General features: G+C 50.6%; 15 protein-coding genes. 3 read left to right on the forward strand and 12 right to left on the reverse strand.

Annotation, left to right across the window (positions count from 1 at the left end):
- The gene (locus ABGT83_RS10875) at positions 1–3,267 is read right to left on the reverse strand and encodes a helicase C-terminal domain-containing protein (protein WP_346687548.1); all 3,267 of its coding nucleotides are present in this window, start codon (positions 3,265–3,267) and stop codon (positions 1–3) included.
- A 115-nt stretch (positions 3,268–3,382) separates the two neighbouring features.
- Here ABGT83_RS10875 and ABGT83_RS10880 point away from each other — a divergent pair, with 115 nt between their 5' ends.
- Positions 3,383–4,027, forward strand: coding sequence for a hypothetical protein (locus tag ABGT83_RS10880; protein ID WP_346687550.1), 645 nt, complete (start codon positions 3,383–3,385; stop codon positions 4,025–4,027).
- A gap of 133 nt (positions 4,028–4,160) precedes the next feature.
- Here the strand turns inward: ABGT83_RS10880 and ABGT83_RS10885 are convergent, their stop codons facing one another.
- Positions 4,161–5,108, reverse strand: coding sequence for a D-alanine--D-alanine ligase family protein (locus ABGT83_RS10885; RefSeq protein ID WP_346687552.1), 948 nt, complete (start codon positions 5,106–5,108; stop codon positions 4,161–4,163).
- 117 nt (positions 5,109–5,225) lie between these two features.
- On the opposite strand from ABGT83_RS10885, the gene rlmN reads away from it, so the two are divergent.
- Positions 5,226–6,263 (forward strand): 23S rRNA (adenine(2503)-C(2))-methyltransferase RlmN, encoded by a 1,038-nt coding sequence (gene rlmN, locus ABGT83_RS10890; protein ID WP_346687554.1) that lies wholly within the window; start codon positions 5,226–5,228, stop codon positions 6,261–6,263.
- Between the two features lie 638 nt (positions 6,264–6,901).
- Here the strand turns inward: rlmN and ABGT83_RS10895 are convergent.
- Together ABGT83_RS10895 and ABGT83_RS10900 are read right to left on the reverse strand one after the other, a co-directional pair.
- Positions 6,902–7,948: a ParB/RepB/Spo0J family partition protein gene (locus ABGT83_RS10895; RefSeq protein ID WP_346687556.1), complete on the reverse strand. Its 1,047-nt coding sequence runs from the start codon at positions 7,946–7,948 to the stop codon at positions 6,902–6,904.
- On the reverse strand, positions 7,941–8,930 hold the full coding sequence (locus ABGT83_RS10900) for a ParA family protein (RefSeq protein ID WP_418762865.1): 990 nt from the start codon (positions 8,928–8,930) through the stop codon (positions 7,941–7,943). The genes ABGT83_RS10895 and ABGT83_RS10900 overlap by 8 nt, the downstream gene beginning before the upstream one ends.
- Positions 8,931–9,191: 261 nt before the next feature.
- Between ABGT83_RS10900 and ABGT83_RS10905 the strand changes: the two genes are divergently transcribed.
- A complete protein-coding gene (locus tag ABGT83_RS10905) occupies positions 9,192–9,596 on the forward strand; it encodes an endonuclease domain-containing protein (protein ID WP_346687558.1) in 405 nt (134 codons plus the stop codon).
- Between the two features lie 171 nt (positions 9,597–9,767).
- Here the strand turns inward: ABGT83_RS10905 and rsmG are convergent, their stop codons facing one another.
- The 8 genes from rsmG to ABGT83_RS10945 form a co-directional block, all read right to left on the reverse strand.
- Positions 9,768–10,409, reverse strand: coding sequence for a 16S rRNA (guanine(527)-N(7))-methyltransferase RsmG (rsmG, locus tag ABGT83_RS10910; protein WP_346687560.1), 642 nt, complete (start codon positions 10,407–10,409; stop codon positions 9,768–9,770).
- Between the two features lie 588 nt (positions 10,410–10,997).
- Positions 10,998–11,516 carry a protein jag gene (locus ABGT83_RS10915; RefSeq protein WP_103265457.1) on the reverse strand — a complete coding sequence of 173 codons (519 nt, stop codon included), beginning with the start codon at positions 11,514–11,516 and terminating at the stop codon, positions 10,998–11,000.
- A 63-nt stretch (positions 11,517–11,579) separates the two neighbouring features.
- Positions 11,580–12,344 carry a YidC/Oxa1 family membrane protein insertase gene (locus ABGT83_RS10920; RefSeq protein ID WP_346687563.1) on the reverse strand — a complete coding sequence of 255 codons (765 nt, stop codon included), beginning with the start codon at positions 12,342–12,344 and terminating at the stop codon, positions 11,580–11,582.
- Between the two features lie 92 nt (positions 12,345–12,436).
- The gene (gene yidD, locus ABGT83_RS10925; RefSeq protein ID WP_103265459.1) at positions 12,437–12,670 is read right to left on the reverse strand and encodes a membrane protein insertion efficiency factor YidD; all 234 of its coding nucleotides are present in this window, start codon (positions 12,668–12,670) and stop codon (positions 12,437–12,439) included.
- 12 nt (positions 12,671–12,682) lie between these two features.
- On the reverse strand, positions 12,683–13,009 hold the full coding sequence (gene rnpA, locus ABGT83_RS10930; RefSeq protein WP_103265460.1) for a ribonuclease P protein component: 327 nt from the start codon (positions 13,007–13,009) through the stop codon (positions 12,683–12,685).
- Positions 13,010–13,029: 20 nt separating this feature from the next.
- The gene (gene rpmH / locus ABGT83_RS10935) at positions 13,030–13,164 is read right to left on the reverse strand and encodes a 50S ribosomal protein L34 (protein WP_013981168.1); all 135 of its coding nucleotides are present in this window, start codon (positions 13,162–13,164) and stop codon (positions 13,030–13,032) included.
- A 443-nt stretch (positions 13,165–13,607) separates the two neighbouring features.
- On the reverse strand, positions 13,608–15,146 hold the full coding sequence (gene dnaA / locus ABGT83_RS10940) for a chromosomal replication initiator protein DnaA (protein ID WP_346687566.1): 1,539 nt from the start codon (positions 15,144–15,146) through the stop codon (positions 13,608–13,610).
- 109 nt (positions 15,147–15,255) lie between these two features.
- Positions 15,256–16,539 carry an ATP-binding protein gene (locus ABGT83_RS10945; protein ID WP_346687567.1) on the reverse strand — a complete coding sequence of 428 codons (1,284 nt, stop codon included), beginning with the start codon at positions 16,537–16,539 and terminating at the stop codon, positions 15,256–15,258.
- Positions 16,540–17,464 lie beyond the last annotated feature (925 nt).

Consider the following 17,464-nt stretch of genomic DNA (forward strand, 5'->3'; position numbering starts at 1 on the left):
CTACTCGCCTCCTCCGCGGGCGAGTTCCTCGGCAATCTCCGCAGAGGGCAGCACTTTGATGGTACGACTCGGCAGCGAGTTGAGGAAGGCTTTGCCGTAGCTTTTCGTGACCAACCTTCGATCGGCCAGTATGAGCACGCCGGAATCGTCGGCTTTCCTGATGAGGCGTCCCGCTGCCTGCTTCGTCTCGAGCACGGCGGCCGGCAGCACATAACGTCTCCAGGCTCGGTCATCGCGTGCAGCCCGCTCGCACGATAACGGATCGGTAGGCTTCGCAAACGGCAGCTTCGGGATGACCACCCCCTTCAGCGTCGCACCCGGTGCATCGAATCCCTCCCAGAAGCTCTTGAGCGCGAATAGCGACAAGTGTTCGTCAGACAGGAAATCGTCTCGAAGACCCTTGACCGACACGCCCCATTTCTGGCACACCACGCGCAGCTCGTCCGCTTTGAGCTGCGGCTGCACTTCATCGAAGCAGCGCTCCATCTCGCGACGATTCGTGAATAGCGTCAGCAACGACCCCTGCTGAGCGCGATGCACATCCACGAGCAGCCGCTGCAGTGCAGGCAGATAACCGGGATCGTTCGGCTCGGGCATATCGCTCGCCACGTAGACCGTCATCTGCGCATCAAAATCGTAGCTGGAATCCAGTTGGCATGTCCGGCACGTCGACGCCTCCGATGCATTGAGGCCGAGGGCGCTCTCAAACGCGTCGAAGCGGCCGTCCACCGCAAGCGTCGCAGACGCAAACACCACCGAGTGGGCGCGTGCGAACAGCGTTTCATTCATCGCCTCACCCACATTGAGGAGCAGTGCTTCAAACTTTTCCGAGGCGCGATCCTTCTTCCGGTTGAGCGTGGCTGCATAGGCGAAGGTCTCGGGCGCATCGAACAAGATGATCTGCGCAGCGTTTATCTGGTCTTTCAACTCCATGGCAATCGAGGCTATCTCGCGCTGCACCTCGGCGGCGCCTTCGAGGTCTTCCAGATAACCCACAAGCTCTTGGCAAGCCGTCACCAGCTTCTCGGCCGCATCGACCATGGCGCGCCCGAATGACACGACCTCTGCGAACGTCGCGCTGCCGCGGATATCGTCGTTGATCCAGAGATCCACAGTCTCGTAGCTTTTTCCGCGCTTGTTTCGATCGAAGAACAGAAGGTCTTTCATATGCGCGGCGAACTCGCGAGCGGTTGCAGCATAGGCTGAACCAGCCGCTCGCGCCTTGGCGGTGAGCGCATAGAACAGCGTAGCGCCTTCGTCCCCGATCGGAGCTGAAACCCGTCGCTCAGCACGCATAAATACGTTGCGCGATGGTTCGGCTGCGTCGACGCGATTCGCGATGCGCACGAGATCTTCCGCCGCGATGGAGCGCGAGAAAGCACGCCGGGCCTCGGCTTCGGCGCCGTGGGCCTCATCCACCGTCCAGTACCGGATGGGCGGCAACAGCCCACCGTCTGCAGCGAGATCACAGAAGAGTAGACTGTGATTCGTCACCACGATGTCGGCGTCCTCAGCTTGGCGGCGCGCACCGTGTACGAAGCATGTTGTACCGAAATAGGGGCACTTCCGTCGCAGACAATCATGGCTTGTCGTGGTGATCGCGCGTCTTGGCAACGCCCGATAGTCAATCTTGAGGCCGTCCATATCGTCGTACCCGGTCTGCTCAATATAGGAGAGCAGCGCGGCGAGCGCTGGTGCCTGGGACTGCTCCTTACCTGCAACAAGCCTCATGCCCGGACCGTCGGCCACGATGCGGCCGATGCGCCGCAGGCATGGGTAATGTGAGAATCCTTTCAGCGGGGCAAACGTCAGCCTCGGCCCTTCAGGGTTTTGCACCTCAAGGGCATCGGCGAGAGCGGGAAGCTCGTGATACACCAGCTGATCGAGCAGCGCGTTTGTTTTGGTCGCCACGCCCACGGCTATACCATTCGCCTGCGCAGTCAGCGCGGAAGGAACCAGGTAGGCCATGGATTTACCCACGCCCGTTCCCGCTTCGACCATAAGGTTTGCAGAAGCGGCGAATGCAGCGCGCACCGCTTCCGCCATGGCAAGCTGCTCTTCGCGTGGTTCGAAATCGCCATACAAAGTCCCAACCAAGCCGTCTTCCGAGAAGGCACAAGCGATATCCTCTTCAGTGGGAAACACGAGTGCGCGCATCGGATCGGCGGCGATGTCGTCGGCATCCATCTTTCGAGCGTGCTCTTGTTTCCCCAGGCGATCACGACGCAGGGCACGCATCGAAAAGCTTAGGTCGGCGGCGCTTACACCAGCTACGATATCAGGGGACATGCCCCCGAACGGGCGCCTAGGAGCATTGGTAGAGGAGGCGGCTACTCCGACTTCCAAGGACTCAAAGGGTGTGGGCTCGGAAGCTGCGTCTTTTGACGCTGCGGGCATCGGTGCCGTCGCCGAGGCTGGCGCAGGCGCGGGAGCGGGCTCCAAGCACTCAGAAACCGCAGACTCGACTGGCTCGCACGTTTCGAAAAGGCTCGGGGATCCTACTGTTAACTGGTCTTGTGATGGAACGGTAACGCCTGCGGCCTCTCGATATGCGTTCGCAAAGTGGTCGAATACCACTTGCGTCGACCACTGCGACACGTCTGCCATACCCGCTATCTCGCACACGAGCGCCGGCGGCATCGTAGCGACTCCCGCAAACAGGATACGCAGAATCGCGCAGGTGGCTGCAACGTCCGCATCGGCTCGGTGCGTCGAGAGCGGCGCTCCGAAAGCGCGCACAAGGTCTAGAAGTCGATGCGAGGTAAGCCGAGGTAGCGCGATGCGGGCGAGGTCAAGCGAGTCGATCCAGGTGTTCTCGAGCAGCGAGTAGCCGCTCGGGTGTCGCGTCGTGAAAGTCCGGTCGAAATCGACGTTGTGAGCCACCACCTTCGAAGTACCGATGAACGCGACCAGATCTGTGAGCGCTTCGGACGGCGTCGGAGCGTCGGCCACGTCGGAGTCATGAATGTCGGTGAGCCGCGCGACGTCTTCAGGAATGGGCTTCCCCGGATTCACGAACGTAATGAACCAATCAATGATCTGGCCCTTTTCCATTCGAGCAGCAGCGATTTGTGTCAGTTCGTCGTGATGATACGAGAAACCCGTCGTTTCCGTGTCAAGCACTACGATATCTCGGTCGAGCTCTCCGAAATCAGCTGAAGCCGCGATATCCGGGAGCAATTCGTACCTGGTGCGAACCGCATCGGGCGTGCCGTCGCTTATGAAGCTTTGCAGGGTATCGAGCCCATGCGCATTTTGATTTTCCATGCATTCAGCCTATCATCTATCATAGGTTCGCACAAACCCAAAACACGGTGATTACACGTAGGAAAACCAACTTTCGGAGTTCCAAATGTGTGCGCCAAATGACGAAGGGATAGTCATGCAGGCAGAGCGCTATTTCGGTACGTACGCTCGGTTCGAGACCGCATCCAAACGAGAGGCAGCAGCACTCTTGGGAGCAGATAACCTCGTGGGGGATATGTTTGAGATCGTGTTCGAAACGGAAGCCGGCACCTCTGTAGCATGGCTGCGGAACCGGTTCGGCGGCATGATAGGCTACTTCGATGCGGAAACCTCGCGCACATTGAACGTACTCTCGGCTCGCGGATGGAACCTCCATGCGATCCTTTCGTTCGTCGCGTTCAGCGACTCACCGAAACCGGGATACTACTGGGGTCAAGCGGCCCTCCTTTGCTTTGACAAAAAATACGAACAAGCGTTTGATATTTTTCTCAAGAACATATCAAAACGCCTGGCCGGAGGCGTGCGCCCTGATATATCACTGGGAGAGCAAGGTATCGAAAAAGTCATTGAGAGCGGTGGGGTGTGGACGCCGAAGGACACCGTGAAGCTTCCTCCGAAAGAAGAGGGGACTGCTATCGTCAAGGACAGCAGGAAGTTCTCCGAGAAACTCATCGAACAAAGCAGACAGGGTAACAAAGGGTGCTATGCCGCTAGCTGGGTGCTGCTTCTTGGCATTGTCGCCCTCATTCTGTTCAGCCTGAAGACGTGCGGTGTCATCTAACTTCCCGTGCAACGGACGTTGGTACGATGCCGAATGTTTCACGTGAAACATTCGGCATCGTTACTATCTTCTCGCACACATTCGCAAACTCCAAAGGAATACGCCGTGCGCCTGTTGCCCGAATAGAATACCGTTACCTGTCCAGCGCTATCCGAACGAGACGTGTGCACAACTCGGGGAAAGAAATACCCGCAGCTCGGGCTGCATCAGGCAGGAGAGACGTGCCCGTCATACCGGGAATGGTATTCGTTTCGAGAATCCAACACGAACCGGTATCTTCTAGAATGAAATCGGAACGCGATACACCTTTACATGACAATGCGCGATGTGCCCGAATCGCCAAATCCTTCACATAATCAGTCGTGGACTCACTCAAAGGAGCCGGGCAAATATGCTGTGAACCCCCTGGGGCGTACTTCGAATCGTAATCGTAGAACTCGCTTGTTGGTACTATTTCAATAATCGGAAGAGCTTCCACATATGCATCGTCCCCCACAACGGCGACGGTTAGCTCTGTTCCCTTTATATACCGTTCAACAAGTACTTCTTTATCTAATTCGAAAGCCTTTTCGATTGCTTTCTCAAGCGATTCCAGATCGTCGACGATGAATACCCCAAGGGCGCTGCCTTCTGTACCTGGCTTCACGACGCAGTGGGAGCCAAGCATATCCGAAATCGACGAGATATCATAATCCTCGCCCGCAAAAATCGTAACAGATGGAGGTGTCGGAATTCCAGCTCGTTCGTAATACAACTTGGCCTTTGGTTTGTCCATCGCTAAAGCACTCGACCAAACACCAGATCCGGTATAGGGAAGGCCTATGACGTCCAACATACCTTGTATCGTCCCGTCTTCTCCGTACTTTCCATGAAGACATAAGAATGCGACGTCGAAAGAGCCGTCGAGCAGGCGCTTCAAATCGGTGCGCTCAGCAGGATCCAATACGGTTACCGTGAAGCCGGCTTCCACAAGAGCTTCGCGAGCTCCGTTACCTGAAGCCAAAGATATCTCTCTTTCCCCGCTTTTTCCTCCTGCAAGCAGCGCAACGCGCCACTGACGCGGATCGAAGCTTTCAGGCATGTATCCTTCTTTCGACAGAGTGAACAGAACTTCAGCAGTATAGCAAACCCTGATTCCAAGATGAATCTCGCTGATTGGAAGGCTGAATGTTTCACGTGAAACAGCTATACTATTCCTATGAATAAACCTATTAAATCTTACTCACTCTACGGATTGCGCAAACTGATGAAAGACCTCGGTCAACCATCGTTTCGTGCCGGACAATTAGCACAATGGCTATACGTCCATCGAGCGCATGGGTATGACGAGATGTCAAATCTACCTGCGAGCTTGAGATCCACGCTCGAAAAATACTTTCCTCTTTACGTTCCGCACATTGTCGAACGCGCTGTTTCAGCCGACGGAACAACGAAATTCATCATAGAGTACGATGATGGGGCTCAAGTTGAGACAGTTTTAATCCCATCTCATGATGATGCGCGTTTGACCGTCTGCTTCTCCACGCAGGCAGGTTGTCCTATGGCATGTTCGTTTTGTGCAACAGGGCATGAAGGATTGAAGCGGAGTCTTCTCGTAGGAGAAATTGTCGATCAGGTTCTTATCGCTCAAGAAGATGCTAGACGGCGTGTTAGCAATGTCGTCGGGATGGGACAAGGCGAACCTTTTCTGAACTACGACAACACGCTAGCTGCGTTGCGTATTATAAATGATCCAAAAGGCCTTGGGATCGGAGCACGGCATATCTGCATTTCAACATGCGGTCTGGTTTCAAGTATCGAGCGATTTGCCCATGAGCCCGAACAATTCACCTTAGCTGTGTCTCTCCATTCAGCGATTCAGCCAACGCGCGATATGTTGATGCCAAACGTCGCTCGAGATACGCTCGCGAACCTCAAGGCTTCTTTGAAGTCATACATCGCGCTCACAAATCGTCGCGTTACTTTAGAGTACATTATGATCTGCAACGTGAATGATTCCGAAGAAGCGCTTCAGGCGCTTTGTGATTTTTGCGATGGTCTCTTATGCCATGTGAACCTTATACCCATGAATACGATTATCGGGTCTTCGTACCAGCCATCTTCACCTTCAACAGAGAAGCATTGGTTGTCTCGCATTCAACAGAGCGGCACAGAAGCGACATTGCGAAATTCTCGGGGTGCGGATATAGCTGGCGCATGTGGTCAGCTTAAGAATTCGATTCGCTCTCGGGCGTAGATTTATCAACGTACAATGCTGTTTTCTTCGCCGTACTCGTCTGTCGATGAAGCTGCGAACACGCCCAGCAACATCACCATCTCAAAATGTTTCATGTGAAACATTTTGAGAAAAGTGCATCATGCTTCAGTTCAAGTGTTTAATAGGCGCCTCTGCAAAGCACACGATCTGACAGCCTTATGTTTCACGTGAAACATTATTTGCTCGCATGATATTACATTCAAAATGTTTCACGTGAAACATCGCTTTACGGCTCACTGCTTTATCTGTATAAGTTCGTAAGTTTCACGTGAAACATGTTCCAGCTTTTTCGCTGTATGTGCATCAAGTGGCGGATACCGGCCTGATCAAGTGGTATTACTCAGTTCGAAGCTTGATCTCTATATCCATTGCGTTCCCAGCTATTATAGTCTCGAAGCTCCATCGTTACCGCTCATTACCTGCGCCCTTTCATATGAGACAATAAAAACTAATGTTTATACGCTAAAGAAATCTTCAAACATCTTCGTTTTCTTTAAGTATTATCCTATGACACACATCAAGAAAATTCATGTAACGAACCATTTGTGTATTATTCCGATAAGAAAAGCCGCATAAAGCGGCTTTTCCATTCTACGCATAATGTTTCACGTGAAACATTATGAAGCTGCAGCAATCAACTCTTCAAAAAGACGTTCGAGATCCTCTTCGTCAGTGAACTCAATCTCAATCTTATTCTTACCGCCCGACGATTTCACCTTCACATTCGTATGAAGAACATCCTTCAGCGCGCGGGCAACTGTTTTGTACGTTTTAGGAATTGGTTCCTTCTTCTGTGCGGTGTCATCGCGTTTATTCGAGAACAAGCGAGCGATCGCTTCAGCTTCCCGTACCGAAAGCTTTTCTTCAACAAGCTTATTCGTTAGTTTCTGGCGGCCTTCCTTCGACGGAATCGAAAGAATCGCTCGAGCATGGCCAGCCGAAATCTTCTCTTCAAACAGAAGTTGCTGCGCCTCTTCAGGAAGCTCTAGCAAACGAAGCGCATTTGCAACCGTCGATCGACCCTTCGACATAGCTTGTGCTACTTCAGATTGCGTGAGATTACGCCGCTCCATCATGCGCCGATATCCATACGCCTCCTCTATCGGATTGAGGTCGGAGCGTTGGATATTTTCAACAAGAGCCAGCTCAAGTGCTTGGTCGTCATCAGCTTCCTTGATACGTATTGGAACTGTTTTCAATCCTGCGATCTTACAAGCCTGCCAGCGCCGTTCTCCAGCAATAATCTGATATTTCTGCGCCCCGACAGGTCTCACGAGGATAGGCTGCAATAACCCATCCTTTTGAATAGATGCAGCCAACTCTTCTAGCGGTTCTTTTTTGAAATTTGTTCGCGGCTGATCAGGATTAGGGCTGACAGCATCAATAGCAACCTCGTCGGTTCTACGCTGCACGACACTTTTGATGGTTACTTGGGTCTCTCCGTCTGTTATCGACTCCTCATGCTCCATCAATTCGCGCTTTTCAACATCCGAATCGGCCCTCTTCGGCTCACTTGATGTTGATCGCATATCATCCGAAGCAGGTTTCTCCCTTTCTACCAAGGTTCGCTGGGGGACAGGCTCAGCTGGAACTGCTTCTTCATAGGCCCCACCAAGTAGAGAGTTCAACCCCCGTCCCAGACCACTTTTCGAAGACTTAGCCACGCTGTATCACTTCCTTTGCTAGGTCTACGTACGTTTTAGCCCCTTTACCAGTAGGATCGTACTGGGTTATCGGCTGTCCGAAGCTCGGAGCTTCTGACAGTTTGACCGTACGCGGGATCATCGTTGTAAATACCGTTTTGCCGAAATAAGAACGAACCTCATCGACAACTTGACGCGAAAGAGTCGTTCTTCCGTCATACATTGTGAGCAACACCCCAAAAATATCCAATGAAGGATTAAGGCGTGTTTTGACACGTTTCATTGAATCAAGAAGTTTTGTCACACCTTCTAGTGCATAGAACTCGCATTGGATTGGGATAAGCAACTTATCAGCAGCAACAAGAGCATTCACGGTTAAAAGTCCCAGCGAGGGAGGGCAGTCGATAAAAATATAGTCGTACTTGCCTCTTAAACTTCCTACTGCATCTTTTAATCGGTTTTCACGGGCCATTTCCGACACAAGTTCGACTTCAGCTCCGGCAAGATTGATGGTAGCAGGGACAAGATCAAGCCCTTCGCACACATCAGGTATGATTACGTTCTCGATAGGTGCATCATTCAATAGAACGTCATACACGCAATTACTGACTTGACTCTTTTCTACGCCAAGGCCGCTGGACGAGTTGCCTTGGGGATCAAGATCGACAAGAAGAACCTGTTTTCCTAGTTCTCCGAGCGCGGCCGACAAGTTTATTGCAGTTGTCGATTTACCAACTCCACCCTTTTGATTAATGATGGCCATAACCTTAGTCTGGCCGATCACGTGATTGACGGGCGCTTTGTCCTTCATTGTTTTGATTGGAGTTGCCACCGCCTGATGTTCAACTCGAGGGTGCACTTCACGCTCAACTACCTCGATATCCTCGATATTGATCTCAGGTTCAGCCTTACTCGTCGAATTCTCAGACTCTGCAGAGGTTTCCACGCGTTTGGTAGTCTCGGCTGACTTTTTGTCTCGTTTAAGACTATCCAGTAGTCCCACAGGGACCCCCTTTCATAACCGCCATGACAGTATACCGTGTTTATGTTTCACGTGAAACATTGTTCGTCAAACAACAAACCTTGAAATTGCTTCAATTGTTTCACGTGAAACAATTACGTACTTTTGAGCTGTATGTACGCTTGATATTGGCTAGAAAAGAGTACACAGCAAGACAAACAGCACTGCGTCCAACATGAGAACCCCGTCATCGTATAGCTAGAGTTTTTCAAGTAGTATATAACCCATAAAAAGGGGATGTATATGGGCTTTACACGACGACAAGAATTAGCTCAACGAGCGAATACTATGCGCAACAACCAAACCTACTACGAAAGACTTCTCTGGTTGCACTTTTTAAGGACGTATCCTATATCTTTTGTTCCTCAAAAAGTCATCGGAAACTACATTGTTGATTTCTACTGTAGGAAGGCACGTTTAAGTATCGAGCTTGACGGCGATTCTCACTACTCTATCCGCCAAAGAGAATATGACCGCGTTCGCACTACATTTTTAGAAGTTCTTGAGATTAAGGAACAGCGTTTCACGAATACCGAAGTAGTTGATAATTTCGAAGGCGTATGCGAAGCAATACATATTGAAGTGCAGCGTCGACGAAATGATGTGCTTACGCAAGAGAACTGCTTTCAAAACCTTAAAACTAGATAATACAATTTGTTTCACGTGAAACAAATTGTATAAAGCCTCTTCCACTGCTCGACGAACCACTTGTGGTAGAAGTGTCAATTTGTGCTGCGTAAACCGGACACGAATGAAATTCATTGACAGCAACAAGGCTAGAGCTCAAACGACGCGAGATCGAATGTTTCACGTGAAACATTACAACGGTCGCTTTTGCGCTAATCCTGTTTTCCTTGGCAACTGAATACTTTCTCGCTTAACCTTTTCAAAGGTAACAATTCGTCTCTGATAATCATCTAATACAAAGCTTCGGTCAGAAACAAGCTTCAGACCAACTGTATCCTGTAATGAAAGTGCATGATCCAGTTCTGATGGCTTCAGGTTGGCTTTATAACAAATCAGTCTGCCACCAAGTTGGAGTAACGGAGCAGCCAATTCCATCAGTACAGAAAGTTGTGCGAGAGCCCGGGCAGTAATAGCTGTAAACTCGTATGGATGCTCACGAGCAAGATCTTCGATTCTACCAGTATATGTAGAAACCTGATCTAAGCCTAATTCACCAATGAAGCTATCTAGTATTGCTGTTTTCTTGCCAACTGAATCAACGAGCAGTGTCTTTCTACCTGTCTCGATCGCAAGAGGTATACCAGGATACCCCGCACCAGTTCCGATATCGGCATACCATCCGTCTGGTGCTTCCGACAGTTCTTCAAGGCCAAGAAGTGAATCTTGAACATGCAGAACCATACCTTCATCCCAGGAGGAAATGCGTGTGATATTGGTTTTCTTATTCGCTTCAAGCACAAGCTCTAAATGACGTTGTAATAATTCATCATGCATGTTCGCTCCTCCGAGCACTTCTAAGTATCAAGTATAAAGTACATGTTTCACGTGAAACATCGAAACTTGCATGTGTCGATAATAACGTACAGTAATAAGAAAGTCCGACGCCTTTTCAAGATGTTTCACGTGAAACATGTCCGACAAAATAATATGACAGAACAAAAGGCGATCTACTGGATTGCCTATTTCTGACAAGCGATTATATGTACCCACGACGCTTGATATAGGAAGCGATCTTTTTGCTTACCCAATACACACCATAAGGTTAAACAGCGTCGACAACATCAATTACCGCCTGCGTATGATAAATACTTGGTCAATATTCGAACAGGTTTCATCCAAGCGTATCTTCTTTACAGAATCTCATACCCGCATGCAGATGTTTTCACACCGTTCAAGATGCCTAGTATTCGCATGTATTTGCAAGTTCTGGTTCCTGAAATACTCATCAAAATCACCTCAGCAAAACCTTTAGACAAAAAAACAGCCCGCATGACAGCGGGCTGTTTTCCATGCAATCTCAAACCATGATCAAGATCCGAGAAGAACATGGTTCTCGATCTTGCATGGCTGCGTTTTCGAACGCTACACCGGTAAAATAACTACATGTCGTGCGCTTCCTTCACCTTCAGAAGCGGTTTCGACACGTTCGTCAGCACGAAGCGTAATGTGAATGATACGACGCTCATACGGCGTCATCGGCCTCAGTTTTACACTCTTATGCTGGGCCACTGCTCGATTGGCAGATGAATGAGCAATAGATTCGAGCTTCTCTCGCTGGCGGCCCTTGTATCCTTCTACATCTACGACGACCGGATAGCGATATCCAATAGTACGCACAGTAATTGCCGATACGATGAACTGAAGAGCGTCAAGTGTCTTACCATGTCGCCCGATAAGCACCGCAAGATCATCTCCCGTGATATCAAGGATCAACTCACCATCGTCACCCTCATACTCATCGATTGTTACTTCACCTACATCGAAGTATTTCAGAATATCCTGCAAGGCTCCTATGGCCGTATCGGCGATGCGATCAAGCTCTTCGTCTGTCAACTCGACAGGTTGCTCTTCGACGGCGCTCTCAACGTTCTCTTCAGCCATGTTCGACTCCTTCTATCCACCGAGATCTCAAAATGTTTCACGTGAAACATTCGGTGCTTATCGCTACCTCTTCTTCTTCGGACGAGGCTTCTTTGCTTTACGCGTCACATCAACTTCAATCGGTTTGATTTCGATAGCTTCTTCCTGCTCAGCATCCTTGCGCTTCATCATACGCAGAGAAATCTGCTGCTGCGCTATACCGAGCAGCGAAGAAGCACCCCAGAACAAAAGCACGCCAGCAGGAGAGTTCCAGCTGATCCACAGCATGAACAAGCTCATGACGGCGGCCATGATGATCATTTGCTTGCGCTGCGCGCTGTTGTTGCTGTTGAGCTGCTGGAGAACCATCGGCAAGAACGTTGCACCAGCAAATATGATCATAAGAATCACATAAGGAACAAATGTTCCATTTTCGAATGCCTGCGAAGGTGTGGTGACGAGGCTGGGGACGAGGTTGTAAAACTCATACGTGGTTCCCTGAGTACGAGAGCCCATCTCGCTAAGAACCTGAAACAATGCGATGAAGATAGGCATTTGTAGAAGCATGGGAATACAGCCGGCGATCGGGTTAAACTTTACTTCGGCGTAAAGCTTCTGTATCTCCTCGTTCAAGCGTTGAGGATCGTCACCGTATTTTGTCTGCAGCTCTTGAATCAGAGGCTGCACTTTCTGCATCGCATGAGTAGATTTCGTCTGCTTGTGCATCAACGGAGAAATCAGAATACGGAAGATGACCGTAACGACGATAATCGCCAAACCCCAGTCTCCGCAGATATTGTAGAAGAATTGGATTATGTCGAATATCCAATCCTTAAATACGTCCCACATACTATGTTGTTCCTTCCTTTATACCTCAGCGCCCGCAGGCGGCAGATAGTGCCTCAGCCGATCGCCTTTCACAGCCGTTCTCCGAGTTCCACTCAAGGAACGGGATCGTATCCATGCGAACCACCCGGGCGACAACGCAGCAAGCGTTTCACCGTCAGCTTGAGACCCCGGCAGAAACCGTAACGCTGGAATGCGATAAGCCCGTATTCTGAGCATGTCGGAATAAAACGACAACAAGAAGGGAACAACGGGGAAATCGCAGCTCGATAAAAGGTGATCAGAAACACCGCAACCTTGCTCGGCAAACGTTTCAGCAAACCCATCATCTCGCTCGATCCCTATCGAATCTCGGCGCGTTTCAACGTCTCGTCACATGCTCTAAGCACTTTACTATAAGAAGATAACAGGATGCCCGACTTCGCGAGAAATATCACATCACGATCCGGCCATGGCCCACCGAGGGCACGACATATCTCCCTCATTCGACGTTTAGCGCTGTTCCGCCATACAGCATTCCCCGATTTTTTACCCGCAATAAAAGCAACACGACCATCAGGGCCGTGCTGCTTTGCGGGTAACACTATGAATGTAAGATATGGCGTGTGAAAACGCTTGCCGCGAGAGAATAGATCGGAGATATCCCCGCGGGATTTTATTGTCTCCAATCGATACTCTTTTAACGTGCTTACACGCAGAGGCGCTTGCGACCCTTTGCACGACGAGCAGCCAATACCTTGCGGCCACCCTTCGTCGACATACGAGCGCGGAAGCCGTGGCACTTAGCCCTCTTACGAGTGTTCGGTTGATACGTGCGCTTCATAGCAACTTCCCTTTCATGATTTATAGAGTAACCCCGAAATTATATATCAGGTTACCGTGCAGTCAAGGAAAACTTACAATACGCGTTTGAAACTGCTGAATTCAAAGAACTACAAGCAACAAGATCTTTCTTCTTTTTGTATAGGTGTTTTTTATATACATGGTTCCTAGGTATTCACTATATATAGAAGGTTTTAATAATAGTAATAATAAGGGCAGTGGAAATGTGGAAAACTCCCAAAGTACCTGTTTGGACGCAAGAAATCATCCGTATTCCTCCGTGTAGATCCGGTACCCGCTCTCTACACAAATTATTGCTTTCGTTATCTTTGAGCAGCGATACGAGGGTTTTCTGCAAGTTCTGAGTCATGTGCGAGTCATGTTTCCGCCGAACATACGTACACTTCCTGCATCACATGTGCGGCGATCTTGTGTCTTTCGACGTCATATTTCGAGAATGAGCTGCCTGAGCGTCTCCAGCTCCTCTCGCAGCTCGCGATTCTCTTTCATCTTCTCCTCGACATTGGTGACTGAATACATTACGGTGGAATGATCGCGGTTGAACTTTTTTCCGATGTCGTTGAAAGGTAGATCGAGCATTTGACGGCACAGGTAAATGGCGATTTGGCGCGCGTAGATGATATTGCGATTGCGCTTCTTGCCAACAAGGTCGGCGTGGCTTACTTTGTAGAACGTCTCTACTTCTTTTTGAATATCGGCGATGGTAAGACGCTTTGATGGCCCGCCCGAGAAGTGATTCTCGAGAAGCGAGCGCACTTCATCGAGCGTCAAGTTCGGCTGGTTGAAAAACGTCATCTGGTAGATAACCTTTGTGACAGCGCTCTTGAGTTCGCGGATATTGGAACTGGAACTCTCGGCGATATACATTTGGATATCTTCGGGGATGGCGAAATCATGCGAGCCTTCAGATTCTCGGTACTCGTCGACGAAACTCTTCACAATGCCGAGTTTCGTTTCGATTTCCGGCGGCTGAATATCGAACGTACCGCCTGAGTTAAAACGGCTTTTGTAACGTTCGTCGATATCGATGTTCTTCGGCGCGCGATCAGCTGAGAGCACCACCTGGCGGCCTTGGCTTGTGAGCTTATTGAAGATTTGGAACACAATATCGAGTGTCTGCTTCTTGCCTTGCAAATACTGAACGTCGTCGATAAGAAGCACATCTGCTTCTTCGTAGCGTGTTTTGAAGTTCTTATAGCTGGATTTCTCCTTGTCGTGGGCGGCGCTCGCCTCCATGTAGTCGGATAGCAGTTCAGCCGAGTCCACGTAGATGGTGGAGAGGCTAGGCATGGTCTCGTGCACGTAGTTTTGAATGGCTCGCAAGAGGTGTGTCTTCCCGAGTCCTGATTTCCCGTAGATGAACAGGGGATTAAGATGCGCCTTGCCCGGCATTTCAGCCACGGCCACGGCCATGGAATATGCCATGCGGTTTGAGTCTCCAATGACGAAGTTCTCAAACGTCAGGGAGGATGAAGGCCCGTCGGGTTCGCGAAGTGGATCAATATCGGCTGCTTCCGGTGGCGCGGGTTCAGAAGCGCCACCGACGGGATCCGGTACACCCGGTGAGGGTGGTAAAACGTCCGAAGGCGTGGTAGCCGGAGGAGCGATAGGAGCCGAAGAAGAGGCGGCCGGGACCGGTGTGCTTGTTTCGGAAGATCCAGCTGTCTGCGGCTGAGAAGATACCGGCGCTTCACTGCCGGCGGAGATGTCCACTTCGATAACTACCATGAAGGGCACGTGGTACAAATCTTCTAAGGCGCGTTTGATGAAGCTAACGTAATGACGTTCGATCCACGTCTTGATAAAATCGTTATCTGCTGTGAGCATAAGAAACCCTTCGCTCATAGCTTGGGGGTGTAAGCGCGAGAAGAACGCGTTGATCTGAGAAGGATCAATATTATTATAGCTTTTTACCTGGCTGCAAACATCCTGCCAGACTTGTTCCAGTTTCTCGTTGTTCATATGCCGCTTCCTCGGTGGGGCCGTTGCGGCCGCGCGCTTGACGCGCGACTCCGGTAAGCCTGTAGCGCGTCCGATTGTATATAAAACCACGCGGTCCGGCAAAGGGCGATTACAATGAATTCGCCACCTGATATCCCAGATCGGTGAGGATCCTCTTTTGTCCCACCGTCTTCTCGATCAGTCCGGCTTGTTCAAGTTTAGACAGCGTTACATAGGTGCTCGACGGGGCGACGCCCGTCAGCTTTGAGATATCGGTAACGCCAAGCGCTCCTTCGCTCAAAAATATGGGAAGGAAATCGCGCTCCCGCTGAGTGAGGGGAGGCACGAGCGCCCCGACATTTCCGTGCGCGCTGGCGTAGGGGTTTTGATGCCATTGGGCGGGTGCTCCGTACACGGAAGTTCCGTGCGTGTCACCGGTGCGCGCGCCGGGCGACGTGTATCCGAGCTGGTTTGCAGCTGCGGGATACCTTTGGTCATAGGGTTGAACGGGCGCAGCTCCTGGGTATGCGGGTGCCATGCTTTCTGAATATGGAGGCTGAGCGATTGGGTATGGGGAGGCCGCAGTCGGATAGGGGGTAGCGGGCGTGGCCGTGTACGAAGGCGCTGCAGGTGGATACCCGGGCGCAGCGGCAGGATATGCGCTGTCGGGCCCGCGATAGGCACCCTGCATATCCGGGTATGAGGGCAGGTAGGCATCAGGATGGGCGGCTGGGGGATGTTCCGTGTCGTCCTCGCTCGTGTCCTCGTGCTGCGCGCCGCGCTTGGCAAGCGCGCGCTCATTCACTGCTTCAGGTCCGCTCTTCAAACGATCGTTGTTGGGAGCGGTCATGCTGACAGTGACCACTGATCCGGTTCCAAGGTTATCTTCGATAGTGATGGTGCCATGCGACAGGTCGAGGTACTCTTTCACGATGGGTAGCCCGGATCCCACTCCGCGTATAAAGCGTTTCATCGGTTCTACCGCGGACGTAAACCCCGGGAGTTGGGCTCGCTCCTTATGATGGATACCGGGTCCCTGGTCGGCGAAGCGAATGGTATTGCCGTCGTCCAGAATTGAGACGATGATTTCAGCGAATCGCGCGTGGATGAAATTCTCGCTGACTTCGCGCACGACTGTGTAGGGGATAGTCCCGCCTGCTGCGCGCGCCTGCTCGTAAATGGTTGAAGCAAGATGCTCGATATACTCTGCTGTGGGCGCCGGTTTGATTTCAGTCACGCGCGGCGCGCTGCGCAGATCGTCGTACATGGCGATGCGGGCGATGGCATGCACGTGAGTGAAATCGAAGACCCCTGTATGCTCATCAGCGGAATCAATGCGCTCATCATCGCTTTGGTCTGCATTTTCAATCTGATTGTCCAATGATGTTCCGTTTTCAGATTCGATATTCAGCATTTTTCACTAACATTCACCGGTATTGTAGCGTTTTTCGTTCCCCTAATCCAATCACCTGGGATATTCATAGAATTGAAACCTATGGATTCACGAAATGAAAAATTGAAAACCTTATTTCACAGGGACTTTTCAAAGTTATCCACTTTTTATTCAGAAATTGTTGAAAACTCTGAAAGAAGAACGAAAAGCAACGGGGTGCTCTGGTGAAAAACATCCCCCCATTGTTGATAGTGATAAGGCTGGAGGAGGCGAACAATCGTGCTAACGCGTCTTGTATCGGATGTCGGCAAGGTTTCGCTTTCGTCAAGAATCGGTGCAGTTCGCTTACGAAAATAGAAATTGTTGATCTGTTGTGCATGATAAAATGCCTGGTCAGAGAAGTATAAAAGAAATGTTTATAAACTTGGGCCTGATGAGAGGCTTGTAATCATCACTATAAACATGGCTTGACAAACCAAGTAACTTGGATATTTCCACAATGGAACATGAGTGAAACGAAGGTTTTCAACATTTTCCACAATCCCTGAGCCATGTGAATGTGGAAAACAGCGCTATATGAAGGTATCGAGGTGTTCTTTCCCTCTTCGACGAGCCTCATAGAGGTGAGGAAAGCGTTTGACGTTGGAAAGAGGAACAAGCGTTCTGAGGAAGATCGGCTGCGTTGCCCTGTTGATTTATAGAATCACGTTCGCCTCGAAGCGGATCGCTCTCAACCATCGTATGCATAGAGGATGTTATCGTCTCGTAGCTCGTAGCTCGTAGCTCGTAGCTCGTAGCTCGTAGCTCGTAGCTCGTAGCTCGTAGCTCGTAGCTCGTAGCTCGTAGCTCGTAGCTCGTAGCTCGGCCGTTCAGCATATCGGCAACAGCATGCATCTGAACTTCGACTCCTCGCTCCTTTTCGCAAAACTGATTCCATATGGCGAAC

The sequence above is a fragment of the Enteroscipio rubneri genome (assembly GCF_963929405.1).
GTDB classification, from domain to species: domain Bacteria; phylum Actinomycetota; class Coriobacteriia; order Coriobacteriales; family Eggerthellaceae; genus Enteroscipio; species Enteroscipio rubneri.